We start from the raw sequence: 16,430 nt of genomic DNA on the forward strand, positions 1-16,430 counted from the left end.
GAAAAACCATGTCAGCAATTACCGCAACTATGGTCAACGAGCTCCGTCAGCGCACGGGCCTCGGTTTGATGGACTGCAAAAAGGCGCTCGTCGAAGCCGGCGGCGACCAAGAAGCAGCTATCGATCACCTTAAGAAGAACGGCGCGATCAAGGCCGCCAAGAAGGCTGGTCGTGACGCCAGCGAAGGCACCATCGCCAGCTACATCCACACCGGCGGTAAGGTCGGCGTGTTGCTCGAGCTCAACTGCGAATCCGACTTCGTTGCCAAGAACGACGCCTATCAGGCCCTGGCCCGCGACATCGCGATGCACATCGCTGCCGCCAACCCGGTCCCGATGGCTGTCAGCCGCGAAGAAATTCCGGAAGACGTGATCGCCAAGGAGCGCGAAATCGCTGAAGCCCAAGCTGCTGGCAAGCCCGCCAACATCATCGAAAACATCGTTAAGGGTAAGATCGACAAGTATCTCTCCACCGTTGCTCTGCTCGAACAGTCCTACGTGAAGAACCCGGATCAAACCATCCAGGAGCTCCTCACGGAGAACATTCAGCGCATCGGCGAAAACATCAAGATCCGCCGCTTCGCCCGTTTCCAAATCGGCGAATAAGCAAATGCGTCGGTTCAACGACTAGTTTCACAGGCCTTCGCTCCTTCGGGAGCGAAGGCTTTTTCTTGGATGAACGACACCCCTCCCCCCCACATCATCATCGCCGGAGCCGACCCGGCCGGCGTCTTCGCCGCGCTCAGCGCCGCGCAAGCTGCGCCTGGCCATAAGGTGACGCTGCTTTGTGAAGAGGCCATCCTACCCAGTTGGCGCAACAGCGATCCGCTTTGCTGCGGCCTAACGCGCGAAATTTGGGATCCCGTCGAACTGGCGGCTCTCCTGATTGCCGGGGAAAAAGAAATGCTTGGCCCATTTACTCGTTATGGCCCTGGCGATTTTGAGGCATGGCTGGAAGCCCATGGACAGACGCTGGACATCCATGATGACGGACGTGTCGCTGTGGCCAACGCCACGACGAGCGACCTGATTCACTTCTTCGAACAGGCCTTGAACGACAGCGGTGTCAATATCCTGCGACAAGCGACCCTCCGCGCGGTCGATGTTAAATCAACCGGCGGCTTCTGGCTGACGCTTACTGATGAACGGACCTTGCAGGCCGATCGGCTGATCATAGCAGGCGGTGGACTGATCAGCAGCCCGATGCGCCGCGTGATCACCGACCTCAAGCATAGCGTGTCCGAGCTCTATCCAGCGCTCACTGGTTTTCAAACGGTCGACGATCCACGCTTGCGAGGTCTTACTGGCGCCCTCCCCCACCATTGCGAACTGCGGATCGGCGAAACTGACCGCCGCGTCACTGGAGAAATCAGTCTGGAGCCCTGGGGCGTCAGCGGACCTGTAGCCTGGGAACTATCTGCCCGACAAACTGAGTATCTGAACAAGCTGCAATACCGCTTCCCGCTGCGTATTAGCTGGCTTCCTGGCGGTTCGCGCGCGGCGGCGAAGCTCATCGATGAACAACTAAAGCGCAACCAAAGCGGGCGCGTTGGGGCGTATGAGGATCTGTTGCCCGCCAAACTCTGGTCAAACCTCCTGAAAGCCGCAGGCATCCATGAGAATGAGTATTGGACTGAACTCGATCAGGCTCAACGCTCTGCATTGATTCGCGAACTCGCGATTGGCGAATACGAGGTCGTCAAGAAGAAGAACGTCCGCAGTGTAAGCAGCGTTCTTGGGGGCGTCACCAGCGCGGAAGTCGACTTCCGCACGCTTGCCAGCCAGATCGTGCCGGATCTCTTTTTTGCGGGAGATGTGCTCAACGCCACCGCAATCTCGCCCGAGCTGAACTTGCAAATCGACTGGACCACGGGCTGGATTGCAGGCGCGCAAGCCACGGCGGTGAACTCAGTTTAAGATCGACCCCAGGGCCAAATTAAGGAAATGATCCGATCAGAAATTTCTGCCATGAAAAATCTCTTCCTCGCTTTTTCTGTCGCCCTCCTCTGCACGCTTAGCGCCTATGCTGAAAACTCGTTGCCCGAAGTATGGGAAGTTGGCGACGGCGATGGCGGCACGTTTCTCATCAGGCTCGACGAAGGCAACCTGGCCCGGACCAATTATTCCAAAGGCGACAATGGCTTTCTCGGCGAAATGGGCTACTGGCATCGCCATGGCGACAAGACCACGATTATGTATGACAGCGGTTGGGCGGACATACTAGAGCTCAATGCGGATGGCAGTTTCACCAAGCATGGCTACAGTCCCACCAGCGCCTTGAGCGGAGCAGCCACCAATACGTCTTCTGCAAAGCTGATTAAGGAGCAGCCGCTGTTTGCCGAAGTGCCGGAAGCGAAATTTATCGGCGTCTGGAAGCTAGAAGATGAAAACGGCGATGTTTTCTACCTCATCACGAAACCTGATCATACGGCGCGCAGCAGCTACGCCCAGGGAGTCGAAGGCGTCTTTGGCGAAACCGGCGTTTGGCGACACGAGGGCAACCGCATTACCATCGTTTACAATTCTGGCTGGGTCGACATCATCGTGTTTGGCGACGAGCAGTTTAAGAAATATTCCTACAGTCCAAGCCATATCATGGCCGGTAAGTTCGATAATGTTTCAACCGCAGAAAAGGTCGACCCGAAGCAAGCGGGCATTGTCCATTAGCCATGTCCGAAGGCTGGGATCAAGTTTTGGAGCTGCTGAAATCTCGCGGCGAAGAACCAGCGAAAATGGAGTCGCTGGAGCTGATTTCGGATTTCCTGAACTCACGCCCTGAAGCGCGTTTTCCATTACAGGATTTGAGTGGATTAACGGCGTTTCCGAACTTGCGCCGTCTGCGCATTGTCGGCTTTGGGCTTAAGACGGTGGAGACCCTGTTTTACCATCCGAAGATTCAGCACGTCGATCTCTCCTTTAACGATCTGACGACGAGTTACGGCTTCGAAAGCATGCATAGCCTCAAAACGTTGCTCTTGCAGGGAAACCACATTACCGAGCTCGGTTCCTTGGAAGAATTGGACCAATTGACAGTGCTCAACCTCTACCACAACGAAATCAAGCGCATCATCGACCTCGGAAATAAACCGAATTTAAGGTTATTCAACATCACCGACAATGGTCTGCTTTCACTGGAGGGCATCCAAGGCGCGCCTAACCTCGAAGAGCTCTATTGTTGGGATAACGCCATTACATCACTAGAGCCCATTCGCGGCCTGGGGCAATTAAAGACGCTGTTCTGCCACGAAAACCGCATTTCGTCCCTTGATGTCCTGAAGGAGCTGCCGTTGTTACAGAAGCTGGACGCCAGCAGCAACCCACTCAGCGCCTAAATACCAGCAGCCAAGTCGAAACGTTGACGCTCAGCCTAAGATTTCGTCCAAAATAGCGACTGACAAGGCCACGATCATCAGCAAGTATGCACCGCTTTCATGGATGATAAACCGAGCAAGTTACATTACCTAATTTGGCTTATCGGCAGCCGGATCAAAGATCTATGGCTTACGATTCGACACTTTGTTCGCAATAGCACGCCACAGTTCTTTCTACAAATAGCCGACTTTTTTAGTCATAATAGCTATGCGCTCACGCAGTGGCTGAGTTCCAGCAAAGACCGGGCAAAAGCGGCGCAGGAGGAGCGGCGGCAGCAGATGGAGCGTCTTTCGTTAGGGGCACGCTCAGGCTTCGCAAAGTTTATCGATTTCACCTTCAGTGTCGCGAAAGCGCCCTTTCAGTTTATCAACTGGCTCTGGAAGCTCTTGCAAATCATGCGGCGTATGTCGTTTCGGGCAGCCTGCAAGGAGGCTTGGGGCGGGTACCGTGAGTTTGTCGAGCGTCTCTTCGACTACAGCATACTATTGCTGTTCCGCTTCCTGGATATGCGCTGGTGGCTACGCACCTTGCTTTTGATCGCCATCATTACGGGCATCACCGGAATCATCCTGGGGCCCTGGGCCTTTCGCTCCGCCAAAGAATGGCGTAGCCAGCACCTTTATGAGCAGGCCCAACAGCTAAAAGATGATGAGCGTATGATCGACGCCTATAACAAAAGCCGCGCCGCCGCCCTTCTCGACTTGGATAACCCTGAAGTTCTCGACTTTACCATCGAACTTGCTGAGGAAATCTATAATCCAGAGGCCCTCTGGTGGGCGGAACGCAAAGCCAAAGTCGAAGGCCAAACCGAAGAGTCATTACTGAAAGTCATTGAAATTTCGGCACTCGTCGGCTCCCCCCAAGTCGGCCTCAAATACCTGAGCATTCTCCAAGAGAACTTTCCCAACAGCCACAGCATCACGGACTCTCGACTACGCATACTCATGGCCATGGGGAAGCAATTGGAGGCATTTCAATTGGCCGAGCAAGCCCTCGCAGAAGGAGACGACAGCGAGACCATGCACCGGATTTTGGTCTTGTACAACATTGGCTCATTAGAGCCGGATCGTCAGGAAAGGCTCATTGAACACCTGCAAGAACACTTATACCGAAATGACGATGTGGGCTTAACCATCCAGGAGCAGATCCTAGCCGTTGCCGACAACCTTTCCCCAAACATCATCCAGAGCATTGACTTCGCGCAGCTTCTGGAAGTCATCCAAGAAAACGAAGATGCAGAGCCAGAATACATCGCCCTGGCTATAGGGTGCGCCCTGAAAAACAATGCCATCACCAGAGAGCAGGCCATTCGGGATATTCTCGATTTTTATGACATGGAGAAACCGGCTGAGCAGGAAAAAGCACTCGAAGTCGCAATAAATTTTGGGCTCTACGAACTATTGGACGAGCTCTCCGCTGAGCAAATCGACAACACGGGCCACTATGTCGAACGCCTCGTCCTCGGAAAAGAACCGGACCTTCAGGCTGCCCAGGCAATCCTGGATCAAGCCGAAGAAAATGGTCTCACTCTGCTACAAAGGAACTTATGGCAGGCAATGCTGGCTGGAGAACGCGAAGATTTCTACCAATATGCCAACTACCTTCGTCTTGCATTGGAGCAAACCCTGAACTCAAGAGACGCTATCGAGATTCGCCGCATCGTCATGATGAACGGGACGCATCGTCAGAAAATGGAATACCTCAATTCCATCTTCCGCTTTTACCCTAATGACCCAAAAGTAATCGCGGATTGCCTCAACTACACCTACTATAATGGTTCGAGTGATGAATTGGAAAACTTTGCCCAGCAGATTTCTTTGGAAGCGCTGAAGAACTACCCAACACGGCAACTGTTTTTAGCATACGTCAAATCCCTGTACAAAAAGGACTTGCCTGCCTGTCGAAGCTATTTGGAAGCCCTGGTCATGCGTCATCCGCAAGACAGTATTTACTATATCGTGTTGGCATTTGCCTATCAACAATCCAACCAACCGGAGCTGGCAAGGTCTCTGTTGGAATCTTTTCCACTGGGAACAGATTATGAGAAAATCCCTCCCTACATCCGGCTTTGCCTGACAGTGTGCGGTTTTCTGAATGCAGCGCCCAATCCTGATTCACTTCCCCAAGAGCGCGAGAAAGAGCTCCTCCGCGAGGCCACTGGTGACTTTGCCGAAGAAACCTAAGGCGCCCCAGTCGATCAATTGGGAACAAGGCTTCCCACTGGAACTCATACACGGTAGGCAAATGGCGAAAAAGCATATAGATGGAAATTGATTACAATTGGCTGGCGCTCAGCGTCACGTTCCTGATTTTTCTGATCGGACTGATTGGGTCGCTGCTCCCCGTCATCCCTGGGTGCTTTGTGATCTGGATTGGCGCGCTGATATATTGGCTCTGGGAACCCGAAGGCGGCATCGGCCTGCCCTATATCCTGACTACGGCTGGGCTCGTAATCCTGGCGCAAGTCCTGGATTTCATTGCGAGTTATTACGGTGCCCGTAAGTTTGGTGCAACCTGGCGTGGTGGTGTGGGCGCGTTGCTCGGCGCCCTTATCGGACCGTTTGTGCTGTCACTAATTCCTGGCGTAGGCACGATTGTTGGCCTGATTCTCGGGCCCATCATCGGCGCATTTCTGGGTGAAGTTTCTGCGGGCCGCACCATGAAAGAAGGCGGCAAAGCCGGCATCGGCACCGTTGTCGGTGGGCTTGTTTCCTTTGCGATGAAGTTCGCCATCGCTCTGGCCATGATTGGCTGGTTCTGCGTCGAAGTCTTTTTTACCCGTGCTTAGAGCACTTTTCATCTAGATTGGCCGATCAGGCCGCAGTGATTTTTCGTGTTCAGCAAGGCGGCTTGAGCGGCGCAGGCTGGAAGCCTGTGAGCGAAAAGCCAACAACGCTGGCGCGGAAAAGCACTCGGTTTAGGGCTTGGGGCCAGATTGGAAGTTCGCGGCGTTGGCATTTCAATCACGGGCTTCCAGCCCGCTCAATCAAAGCCGCCTTGCGCTGCATCCAATCTCTACCCCACCTGAATCGGCCTATCTAGATGAAAAGTGCTCTAGGGATAATCTGTGCTCTGGGAGTGTTCGAAAAGGTGGAGCCCGGTGTCCCTAGCGGACTTCAGGGTCGACCTCGAATTTGCCCGCCACGTAGCACTGCACGGCGTAAATGAAGATCCAAAGTAAGCCGTAAGCCAAGCCAAGCACCACCCCCAAATCGACGATGCCACGCCAAGGTTGTTCGAGCTGACGCACGAGAACAATCAGCATGACGATGCCAATCGTCAGACACCAAGTCACGATCTTCCGCTTTTTCGTCGCGTGGAAAAACGCCATACAAAACAGCGGCGCGAACAGCACATGAACAGGCTTCGGATGCGCCGAAAGATACTTGGAGCGCGCAACCACACGAGGGGAAAATTGCTTCTGGAATCCGCGGTAACCTTCAGCCACCAGCATGAACAACGACCAACCAATCGTAATAATCCACTGCAATGTCGACAACTCCGATTGCAGCGCCTCAAGCGCATAGGGCGTCAAGCGGTAGACCGCACTGCCAATGAGTAAAAAGATGCCTCCCAGGCCCCAAATAACTGCGAGATAACGCATCGGGCAACTAACTTTGAGATGGGTATTTTCCCCGTAAGGCTTCCAACACCCGGGCTGGCACAAAATGCGCGATACGGTCCACATCAAAGTTCGCCACCGCTTTTACGATGTTCGAACTCGTGTAGAAATACTCCTGGTTGGGCATGAGGAAAATAGTCTCGATGTCGTCCGCCAAATGTCGATTCATCTGCGCCATCTGGAACTCGTATTCAAAGTCAGAAATCGCGCGCAGACCACGCACCAGCGCGACTGCGCCAAGGCTGCGGGCAAAGTCCACCGTGAGGCCTTCTAGCAACATCACACTTACGCCCTCGATGTCGCATACCATTTCCTTAACCAATTCGACTCGCTCAGATTGCGTGAAAATCGGATTTTTAGGATCATTTGGCGCGACCGCCACCACCACTTCATCGAAAAGGTGTTTGGCCCGCTCAAGCACATCCAAGTGCCCGTTGGTAATTGGATCAAAGGTGCCTGGGTAGATAGCTCGGCGCATGGCAAGAGCATGCCCGCCCCACCCTACAAATCAAGGGAAATTGCAACACCCCGTCACATCACAATTTTGCACGCTTCGCCAAAGCAGTGAGGCAATTGAAGCTCAGCGTTGAGGCTCATTTTATACTTTATCCGGCTGGCTATCGGCTATTTGCTCCCAGCATGCCACGCCTAAAAGAAATCGTCGAATATTGCGATCAACGCACGCACCGTGAAGAAATTAAAGACTTCCCTGGCTCATTAAACGGCCTCCAATTTGAAAACCATGGCGATGTGACCAAGATCGGCGCCGCAGTCGACGCCGGCCTCATCCCCTTCGAAAAAGCCGCCGATCTCGGCATCGATTTCCTCATCGTGCATCATGGCATGTTCTGGAACAAGCCCGCGCCAATTGTCGGCCAACTCCGCAAAAAACTATTGGTGCTACTCGCAAACAACATCGCGGTTTACAGCTCTCACCTCCCCCTCGATTGCCACCCCCAGATCGGCAACAATGCCATCCTTGCACGCAAGCTAGGCCTTAAGGTCGACGGGGGCTTCGTTCGCTACGAAGGCCACGACATCGCCGTAACAGCGCCAGCCCATGGCGACCGAGCCCAGCTCAAAGCCAAGCTCCAACAACTCTTCCCCGACACTCTCAACTGCATTGAGGCCGGCCCATCTCACATCCGCCGCGTTGGCATCCTAACCGGCAGTGGCCGCTCCGCGATTCCCGAACTCAAAGAGCGCGGCATCGACACCTTTATCACGGGTGAACTCAAGCAAGAGCACTTCAACATTGCACAGGAAGAAGAGATCAACATCTACCTCGGCGGCCACTACCGCACGGAGACGTTTGGCGTCTGCGCGTTGGCCGAAGACGTCGCCGAAAAATTCAGCCTCGACTGGGAATTCATCGAAACCGGCTGCCCGCTTTAGTTCTTCGCAAGCGTATTCGACGTCCCCATAAATATCCTTTTTCCTTTAATCTTTTTCCTTTAATCTCCCAATCCATGAAATTCGGCATCCTCAACGGCCCAAACCTCAATCGACTCGGCAAACGTGAGCCCGCCATCTATGGCTCGCAGACTTTGGCGGATCTGGAAGACATGATCGAAGCCAAGGCCAAGGAGCTCGGTGTCGAAATTGATTGCTTTCAGTCCAATCACGAAGGCGACATAGTCGAGAAGATCCACCACTGGGCCGAGGATAAATTCGACGGCTTCGTCCTCAACGGCGCAGCCTATACGCACACGTCAGTCGCCTTGCGTGACGCCATAGCCAGCAGCGACATGGCTTTCGTCGAAGTCCATATCTCCAACATCTACGCCCGCGAGGAATTCCGCAAACATTCTTACACCGCTCCGCTCGCCAAAGGAGTCATCACCGGCCTAGGCCTGAGCGGCTACCTATTTGCACTGGAATGGCTCGCAGGCCACCCCAGCGCCCCGGACTTGGTCTAATAGACGTCGCGCACGTAGCGCTTTTCTTTGCGCATTTTGTCGACGTATTCGGCAGCCTCTTCGTAGCTCTTGCCGCTGGCTTTGGCGATTGCCTCATGCAGCGCCGCGTCGACATCCTTCGCCATACGGGAAGCATCGCCGCACACGTAGAAATGCGCGCCTTCTTCCAGCCAGGCAAAGAGCTCCTCGGCCTGCTCCAGCATGCGATGCTGCACATAGACTTTCTCCGCCGTGTCACGGGAGAACGCCAGATCCAGCCGCGTCAGGCACTTCGTAGCTTGCATGAGCTTCAGTTGAGGCTCGTAAATGAAGTCAAACTCACTCTTCTGGTCGCCGAAAAATAACCAGTTTTTACCCGGAGCCTTAGTAGACATACGCTCTTCGAGGAACGCGCGAAACGGCGCAATGCCAGTCCCCGGCCCAACCATGATCATCGGCGTCTCCGCATTTGCTGGCGGCTTAAAATGCTTGTTGGGTTGCACGAACACGCGGACTTCACCGCCCTGCTCCATGTCGGCTAGAAACGTCGAGGCTACGCCCTTTCGTTTGCGGCCATGAGTTTCGTAGCGCACGGCGCCCACGGTTAGATGCACCTGCCCCGGATGCGCTTTCGGACTCGACGAAATCGAGTAAAGACGCGCTGCCTGCTTCTTAAACATTTCCACAAAGTCCAGCGCGGTGTCCCACTTGCCCGGGAAGTCGAGCAGGGCGTCAATGATCTGACGACCAGCAATGTACTCGTCGATATCTCCATTGCCGTCGGCGAGCAGCTCGTTGAGCTTTTCATTCTGAGCATACGGCGCCAAATTTGCCAGAAAGAGCTTCGATAAGTTGGTGATGTCGTAGAGCTCGGCCAAGGCTTCACGCAGCGTCACTTCGCCGCCCAAAGGATTCGGGGCTGGCTCGCTCCCGGAGAAACCAGAAGCTGCCAGGACTTCTTCCACCAGGGCCTTGCAGTTGATCGGCGCGACTCCGAGGGCGTCTCCCGCCTCGTATTCAAGGCCGGAGTCATTGAGGCAAATCTCCACATGGCGGATTTCCTTTCCAGATCCTTCCTTGTTCAGCACATAGTTATTCAACAGCTTGCCGGGGAAAGGATTCTTACGGCTGTACCCTTCCGGCTTTTCATCGGCGGGCGCCGGCAAGCTTTGCGGCGCAGAGTTTGGGGCGATCGCTTCACCTTCACCAGCCGCCGTCAGCGAAGCATCTAGCCAGGCAGCAAAGTCGTCGTCGAATTCCACGTCGCAATACACGCTGTCGTTCATCCGCTCGGCGCCAAGCTCGGCCAGCCGCGTGTCGAACTGCTTGGCGCACTGATTGAAATCAGGATAATTGGAATCACCCAGACCCAACACAGAGTAGCGGACGCCATTCAGTTGCGGCGCATCATCGGCGTGAATGAAGTCAAACAGGTCCTGCGCGTTATCAGGCGGATCGCCCTCTCCGTAAGTCGAGGTGATGATGAGCAAGCTTTGTTCGCTCGGAAGACGCTCCTTCGGATAGGCCTCCATGTCGAACACCTCAGCCTTAAAACCACCGGCGTTGGCTTTCTTGGCGACTTGCTTAGCAAGCGTCTCAGAGTTGCCGGTTTGCGAACCAAAAAGAATGGTTAGCGGGCGCACAGGCATTGAGGACGTTTCAGCGCCCCCCATCGCGGTTGCTCCGGCCCCCGAGAAGATGCCGGCCAATAAGCCATTCAGGTAAGCGCGCTGCTCGGGAGAGAACGGTGCGTTATCGGGAACGAAAGGAACCAAAGTTTGTGGGCTAGTTAAGGACATGGCTGGAGAATATTTCTTTGAGTTGTTCAGTTGAGTGGCGGCGGGTGAATTGGATGAAGCTTTCGCCGGTGTCGCGCTTTTCCAGATAAGTTTTTAAAACGCCCTCCAATAGCGGAGGTATTTCGTCAAACGGCACGCTTGGGAAGACTTCCTGCGCAATGCCCTGCTCGTCGTCGACTCCGCCGCCGAGCACGATGTGATAACCTTCGACGGACTCGCCATCGACTTTGACCTTCACGCCTTGCAGGCCGATGTCGCCCACGTAGTGCTGCGCACAGCTGTTCGGGCAACCGGTCAGGTGGATGTTGATCGGCTGGTCAAGCTTCACGCTCGACTTCAGGTGCTCGCCCAATTTGAGCGAATGCGCCTTCGTGCCTGAGGCTGCAAACTTGCAACCAGCGTTGCCAGTGCAGGCCACGAGACCGTTCATGATGTGGTCGTGCTCGCAGCCCATGCCCAGCTCCTTGAGCTCAGCCTTGAAGGCGTCAAGGTCTTCTGTAGCGATATGCGGGATGATAAAGTTCTGCCAAGCTGTCAGCCGAATCTCCCCCTTGCCGTATTTGCTGGCGAGGCGAGCGGCGCCCTTCATCTGCTCCGGCGTCATATGCCCCACCGGGCAAGTCACGCCCACATAGTTGAGTCCAGCTTGCTTCTGAGGATAAACACCAATGTAGCCATGCCTCGTAATCGGCTGACGCGGTTCGCAACTTTGCAACGCAAAGTAACGTAGATCAAAGGCGAGCTTTTTGCCGACTTCTTCCAGGTACTTTTCGACGCCCCACTTATCCACAAGGTATTTGAGGCGAGCCTTCTTACGGTTGGTGCGATCACCGTTTTCTTGAAAAACGCGGAGCATAGCTGCGGCAACCGTCACGCATTCGTCCGGCTTGAGCAGAAGCCCGCAGTCGGTCGCAAATTGCTTATGCCCAGTAATCCCGCAGAGTTGCACGCGGAAGTAAACGCCGGGCTCGATGTCATGCCCCTCGCCCACGCGCACCGCATAGAACGCGATGTCGTTCGTGTCCGCGCAAACGCTGACCGCGCCGCCGTTGTCGAAGGCGATGTTGAACTTACGCGGCAGGTCGTAAAGGTCACGGTTGTTAAGGATGTAGTGGTGCATGGCCTTGGCCAACGGCAGCACGTCGATCACTTCCAACGGATCAAAGCCACTCGTCGGCGAGGCCGTGATGTTGCGCACGTTGTCTGCGCCGGAGCCTTGTGCCGTAAGGCCCAGTTCGCGCATTTTTACGATCACGTCGACGCTGTCCTTGGCCTTAATTTCGCGGATTTGGAAATTGCCACGCGTCGTCACGTGCGCGTAGTTGCCGCCCCAGTCTTCAGCGATCTCCGCAAGCCCCACCATCTGATGCGCCTGCAGCACGCAACCCGGAATACGGCAACGCAGCATGAAAGCGTCTTGCGCTGGCGCCACGTAAAATAAGCCGTGAAACTTATAACGGAAAACATCGCCGCCTTCGGGAAATTTATCTTTCGCAGCGTTGTCGAGCATCGTATCCCAGATATCGAGACCGTGCTGATCATATTTGATTTTTTCTTCCTTGGAGAGTTCGTCAATGGGTGTGCCATAGACGGTTTCGTCGGCTAAATTGCCGCCGTTGGCCGCACCGGGGTCGTTGGTAAATTGCCCGTTTGCGGTCTGGCCAACAAAGAACCCTCGCTGGGAGACGCCCGCGAAGAAGCCTTGCAAATACTGCTTCTGAATCGGGCTGAATTCCTGGTTCGTGTTCATGGTAATGTCGATGTCAGTCGTGTTAAAATGTCAAATGTCAGGCCTTCCGAACCTCCACGGCGCACGCCTTATAAGACGGCTGTCGCGACTGAGGGTCGAAAGAAGAGTGCGTAAGTTGATTAACCTCGCGGTAGTGCATCGGCGCAAAAACCGAACCCACCGGCGTAATCGGTGTAAGGTGAGCGACGACAGTGATCGCGCCTCGACGCGAGCGCACCACCACCGAATCTTCCGGGCCAATCCCCAGTCGCTGCGCGTCTTGTGGATTGAGCTCGATGTAAGCTTTGGCGGGGTAGAGTTTGCGCAGCACATCGGACTTACCCGTGCGGGTTTGCGTGTGCCACTGTGACGACGAGCCACGCCCCGTCATCAGTGTAAAGGGGTACTCGTCATCGGTCGGCTCGGGCAGCTCACGAGGGTGATCGTAGGCGAATTTCGCGCGCCCATTCTGGCGGAAAAACTTACCATCGGCAAAGAGGCGACGTTGCTTCTCAAACGACTCTGTGCCAGCAGGCAACGGCCATTGAATGCCGCCATGCTGCTCAATCATCACATAGCCTTCGATGCCGGAGATGTCGCAAGGCTGACCTTTAGAAACCTCGGTCAGGATTTTGAAGACCGCTTCCGGTGAACGCCAGCGGTTGAACATCTCACCGCAGCCCCAGTAGTGTGCGATCAGTTGAAAAATGTGGAAGTCCGCCAAGGCCTGGCCCGGCGCGCGACTCACCTTGCGTGTCCGGCCAATCCGACGCTCGCTGTTGATGAACGTGCCGTCCTTTTCGCCCCACCCTGCGGCTGGCAAAACCAGGTCGGCCATCTGCGCCGTTTCGGTGCTGTGATACATGTCCTGCACCACAAGGAAATCGAGTTTCTCGCGCAGGCGGTTCCAACGGTTTTGATTGATCCACGAGTGCGCGGTGTTCGTCGCGATAATCCACAGCCCCTTAATATCGCCGCGCTCCACACCTTCCAAAATCTGATCGTAGCTCCAGCTGTCTCCCTGTGGAATGCAGGATTCGTCGATCCCCAGAATGCCAGCAACTTTAGCCCGGTCCTCTGCAACGGTAAACTTATGACCGCCCAGTAAGTTCGTAGAATTGCTAAAGAGGCGCGACCCCATAGCATTACACTGGCCGGTAATTGAGTTAGCGCCCGTGCCCGGTTTGCCGATGTTGCCCGTGAGCAGCGCGAGGTTGATGATCGCCTGGGCGACCCGGGTGCCTTCGTAGCTTTGGTTGACGCCCATTGTCCACCAAAGCGACACACGTTTGCCGCTACCGATTTGCTGGGCTACCTTGAAAATAGCTTCGGGCTCAAGTCCCGAAAGGTTTGCGACGGTCGACAAGTCGTAGTCGCCATCCAGCAAAAACTTTTTGAACTCTGTAAAACCGTCGGTGCTGGCGTCGACAAATTCCTCGTTTACCCAGTCGTTCTCAATGAGCAAACGCGCCAAGCCGTAAAACAATGCAAGGTCAGACTTGGGCTTGAGCGGCAAGTGCTGCGTCGCTGCCATGGCCGTCTCGGTGCTCCGCGGATCAATGACGATAATCTCGGGATTGCGCTGATTGCGCATGACTCGCTGCCACATGATCGGGTGCGTGATGCACAGGTTCGACCCAACAAAAATCAAGACGTCCGATTCTTCGAAATCCAGGTAGGTGTATGGCGGCGAATCGAAGCCGAAGGATTCCTTGTAAGCGGCAACCGCAGTAGCCATACATTGCCGGGTATTGCCATCACCATGCACCATGCCGATGCCAAACTTGCAGAGAGAGCCCAAGAACGCCATTTCCTCACTCGGAATCTGGCCGGTGCTCAACCAAGACAGAGCTTGCGCGCCGTGCTCACGCTTAATGCCCTTGAAACGCGTCACCATTTCCAGCAGGGCCTCTTCCCAAGAGATCGGCTGGAGCTTGCCACTCGCGTCACGCAGGAGCGGAGTCGTCGCGCGATCATTCGCTTTGAGCGGAGCGAGGGACTCCCAGCCCTTCGGGCATGCCATGCCCAGATTGACCGGATAATGCTTGTTCGCAGATAGATTAAACGCCTGGTCGTCCTTCAGATGGACCTTCAGCGAGCAGCCCGTCGCGCAGTATCCGCATACACTTTCGGTAGTAGCGTCCGGCTGTTGCAACATAGGCAGTTGGCCCAGGCCGAACTCCGACGGACGCTGGACGATCTCCTTGGTCAGCGGGCCATTCCATTGGCGGAACGCAGTATTGGACTCAGGACGTGGTGCAAAACGTGTCTTCATGATGCGATTCCTCCAGGCATTTTGGGCGCAGCAACGGCGCGAAAGAACAGATAGCGTTCAGCAATTTCCCCGCCAAGTATTAGCAGAGCCCCACCAAGGGCGAAGGCGGATTGAGCGCCGAACCAGAGCATCAGCACACCGATTAAAGTGAAAAGCCAACGCGCGAGGAAGACTTCACGCTCGCAGTCCAGTTGAATAAGGGCTGAGTGCTTTCCAGGCGTGAACTCGGTATTGCAAAGTTCAATCATGCCTAAGACATCGACCAAGCCTTTGAAGAAAATGCCCAACGTCAGAGAAATGAAACTGACAGGACAGGCGCCAAAGACGCATCCTCCTACCCCCGCCGCAATCGCCGCAGTGCCGAAGAAACGCGCACTGGAGTAACCAAAGCGCCAGAATGGACGTTGCGTGTCGGCGTAAATCATCACCGAGGTAAAGACGCCGGCCAGGCCGATGGCGACCGTCGCCCAAAGAGCAATGCTCGGAATTTCAAACGGCAGTTGAAAAAATTGAGTGGCGGTCAAGCCGAACAAGAGCGGTGCGTATCCCCCAAAAGTAACGATCTCACGACTAAGCCAGGAGTGCGTGACCCCAAGGAATGCACGCCAAGCTTTTAGTGGCTGGCCGAGATGCAAAACACTCGCCGCCAGACCAACCATGGCAAAGAGGCTTGCGGCAACCAGGAGTGGCGTCTGGTGAGTCGACCAGATCGCTGCCGCCGCCGCCAGACCAACCGAAACCTGCGTTAACGAAAGCATGATGACCAGCGGCCAATGCGCATGCTGCGGTCGCAAGGCGGTAGCGTCTCCAGCCACGGCGTCCTGCGGCACAGTGCGAGCTGAAACGTATGATGTTGTCGGCTTGGTATAGGACTGGTGAGGAGCAGCGGGCAAGAAGGCTGGTGCGTGCGCTTCCATCGCTTTGCGTTGCAAAGTTTCCTGACTAACGGTGGTGATGCGGATGGCCTCAGTCGGGCAGGACTGAACGCAAGCCGGCGCTTCACCCACCGAAAGGCGGCTGTAGCACATGTCGCACTTGCGCACGATGCCCAGACGTTTGCTATATTTCGGCACATCGTAGGGGCACTTGAGCACACAGTATTGGCAGCCGATACATTGATCATCAAGGTGGAGCACAATGCCCGTCTTCGGATCTTTTTCATAGGCGTTGACCGGGCAGCCGTTCAGACAGCCAGGGTCCACACAGTGATGGCAAGCCGTGGTGATCGTCTGCTGGTAAGCTTTGTTTTCACGGACTCCTTGAATCAAACCAACATCGCGCCAGGTTTCATTTTCTTCCAAGCCATTCAGGCTGTGGCACCCTGCCACGCAGGCCTTGCAGCCAGTGCAGCGATCAAGATCCACTTCAAAGGCAAACTGCTCGCCCGCCTTGGGATTCTCCAAGGGAATAAGCTCGCGAAAAGGGCCTTCAAAATCACCAGTGTCGAAGCGACGTGAGAAGTCCGCGACCGGTGTTTGGAGCTGCGCCTGTTCGCGCAACAACCGGTCGATCGGAGTTTCTTCGGTGTCAGCTGACTGGAAATTGGAAATCATCTACTTTGATCAATAAATTTGATGCCAATTGTAATGCAGCGCATGTGCCAAATGCCCTCAATGGAGCATAAACCAACGCGCTATTTGCTCACGCATAACATGAATGCAATTCATACATACTCCGATTACGCATGAATTCTAAGAATTCGCAGCCTTGACCGCGAAATTGACACTTCAGACGTA

14 protein-coding genes are annotated in these 16,430 nt (G+C 55.0%); 8 read left to right on the forward strand and 6 right to left on the reverse strand.

Annotation, left to right across the window (positions count from 1 at the left end; genetic code table 11):
- Positions 1 to 8 precede the first annotated feature (8 nt).
- The 6 genes from tsf (at position 9) to RBB63_RS16930 (ending at position 6,159) form a co-directional block, all read left to right on the forward strand.
- The gene (gene tsf, locus RBB63_RS16905; protein ID WP_309386163.1) at positions 9 to 605 is read left to right on the forward strand and encodes a translation elongation factor Ts; all 597 of its coding nucleotides are present in this window, start codon (positions 9 to 11) and stop codon (positions 603 to 605) included.
- 69 nt (positions 606 to 674) lie between these two features.
- Complete coding sequence (locus RBB63_RS16910) at positions 675 to 1,916, forward strand: aminoacetone oxidase family FAD-binding enzyme (RefSeq protein WP_309386164.1); 1,242 nt, start codon at positions 675 to 677, stop codon at positions 1,914 to 1,916.
- A 51-nt stretch (positions 1,917 to 1,967) separates the two neighbouring features.
- The gene (locus tag RBB63_RS16915) at positions 1,968 to 2,666 is read left to right on the forward strand and encodes a hypothetical protein (protein ID WP_309386165.1); all 699 of its coding nucleotides are present in this window, start codon (positions 1,968 to 1,970) and stop codon (positions 2,664 to 2,666) included.
- 2 nt (positions 2,667 to 2,668) lie between these two features.
- Positions 2,669 to 3,331 (forward strand): leucine-rich repeat domain-containing protein, encoded by a 663-nt coding sequence (locus tag RBB63_RS16920; RefSeq protein WP_309386166.1) that lies wholly within the window; start codon positions 2,669 to 2,671, stop codon positions 3,329 to 3,331.
- A 99-nt stretch (positions 3,332 to 3,430) separates the two neighbouring features.
- Entirely contained in the window at positions 3,431 to 5,554 is a 2,124-nt protein-coding gene (locus RBB63_RS16925; RefSeq protein WP_309386167.1) for a hypothetical protein, read from the forward strand.
- A gap of 80 nt (positions 5,555 to 5,634) precedes the next feature.
- Positions 5,635 to 6,159: a DUF456 domain-containing protein gene (locus RBB63_RS16930; protein WP_309386168.1), complete on the forward strand. Its 525-nt coding sequence runs from the start codon at positions 5,635 to 5,637 to the stop codon at positions 6,157 to 6,159.
- A 318-nt stretch (positions 6,160 to 6,477) separates the two neighbouring features.
- On the opposite strand, the gene RBB63_RS16935 is transcribed toward RBB63_RS16930, so the two are convergent.
- Positions 6,478 to 6,975 carry a hypothetical protein gene (locus tag RBB63_RS16935; RefSeq protein ID WP_309386169.1) on the reverse strand — a complete coding sequence of 166 codons (498 nt, stop codon included), beginning with the start codon at positions 6,973 to 6,975 and terminating at the stop codon, positions 6,478 to 6,480.
- A gap of 7 nt (positions 6,976 to 6,982) precedes the next feature.
- The gene (coaD, locus tag RBB63_RS16940) at positions 6,983 to 7,471 is read right to left on the reverse strand and encodes a pantetheine-phosphate adenylyltransferase (RefSeq protein WP_309386170.1); all 489 of its coding nucleotides are present in this window, start codon (positions 7,469 to 7,471) and stop codon (positions 6,983 to 6,985) included.
- A 161-nt stretch (positions 7,472 to 7,632) separates the two neighbouring features.
- On the opposite strand from coaD, the gene RBB63_RS16945 reads away from it, so the two are divergent.
- Complete coding sequence (locus RBB63_RS16945) at positions 7,633 to 8,388, forward strand: Nif3-like dinuclear metal center hexameric protein (protein WP_309386171.1); 756 nt, start codon at positions 7,633 to 7,635, stop codon at positions 8,386 to 8,388.
- A gap of 74 nt (positions 8,389 to 8,462) precedes the next feature.
- Positions 8,463 to 8,912: a type II 3-dehydroquinate dehydratase gene (gene aroQ, locus RBB63_RS16950; RefSeq protein ID WP_309386172.1), complete on the forward strand. Its 450-nt coding sequence runs from the start codon at positions 8,463 to 8,465 to the stop codon at positions 8,910 to 8,912.
- On the opposite strand, the gene RBB63_RS16955 is transcribed toward aroQ, so the two are convergent.
- Genes RBB63_RS16955 through RBB63_RS16970 form a run of 4 tightly spaced genes read right to left on the reverse strand, consistent with a single transcriptional unit; the run spans position 8,909 to position 16,247 of the window.
- A complete protein-coding gene (locus RBB63_RS16955; RefSeq protein ID WP_309386173.1) occupies positions 8,909 to 10,690 on the reverse strand; it encodes a sulfite reductase subunit alpha in 1,782 nt (593 codons plus the stop codon). The genes aroQ and RBB63_RS16955 overlap by 4 nt on opposite strands.
- Positions 10,677 to 12,440, reverse strand: a complete 1,764-nt coding sequence (locus RBB63_RS16960) for a NirA family protein (RefSeq protein WP_309386174.1) — start codon at positions 12,438 to 12,440, stop codon at positions 10,677 to 10,679. The genes RBB63_RS16955 and RBB63_RS16960 overlap by 14 nt, the downstream gene beginning before the upstream one ends.
- A gap of 37 nt (positions 12,441 to 12,477) precedes the next feature.
- The gene (locus RBB63_RS16965; protein ID WP_309386176.1) at positions 12,478 to 14,694 is read right to left on the reverse strand and encodes a molybdopterin oxidoreductase family protein; all 2,217 of its coding nucleotides are present in this window, start codon (positions 14,692 to 14,694) and stop codon (positions 12,478 to 12,480) included.
- Positions 14,691 to 16,247: a DmsC/YnfH family molybdoenzyme membrane anchor subunit gene (locus RBB63_RS16970; RefSeq protein WP_309386177.1), complete on the reverse strand. Its 1,557-nt coding sequence runs from the start codon at positions 16,245 to 16,247 to the stop codon at positions 14,691 to 14,693. The genes RBB63_RS16965 and RBB63_RS16970 overlap by 4 nt, the downstream gene beginning before the upstream one ends.
- Between the last annotated feature and the right edge of the window lie 183 nt (positions 16,248 to 16,430).

Origin of the sequence: Cerasicoccus frondis, assembly GCA_031296915.1 — a bacterium.
Taxonomy (GTDB): domain Bacteria; phylum Verrucomicrobiota; class Verrucomicrobiia; order Opitutales; family Cerasicoccaceae; genus Cerasicoccus; species Cerasicoccus frondis.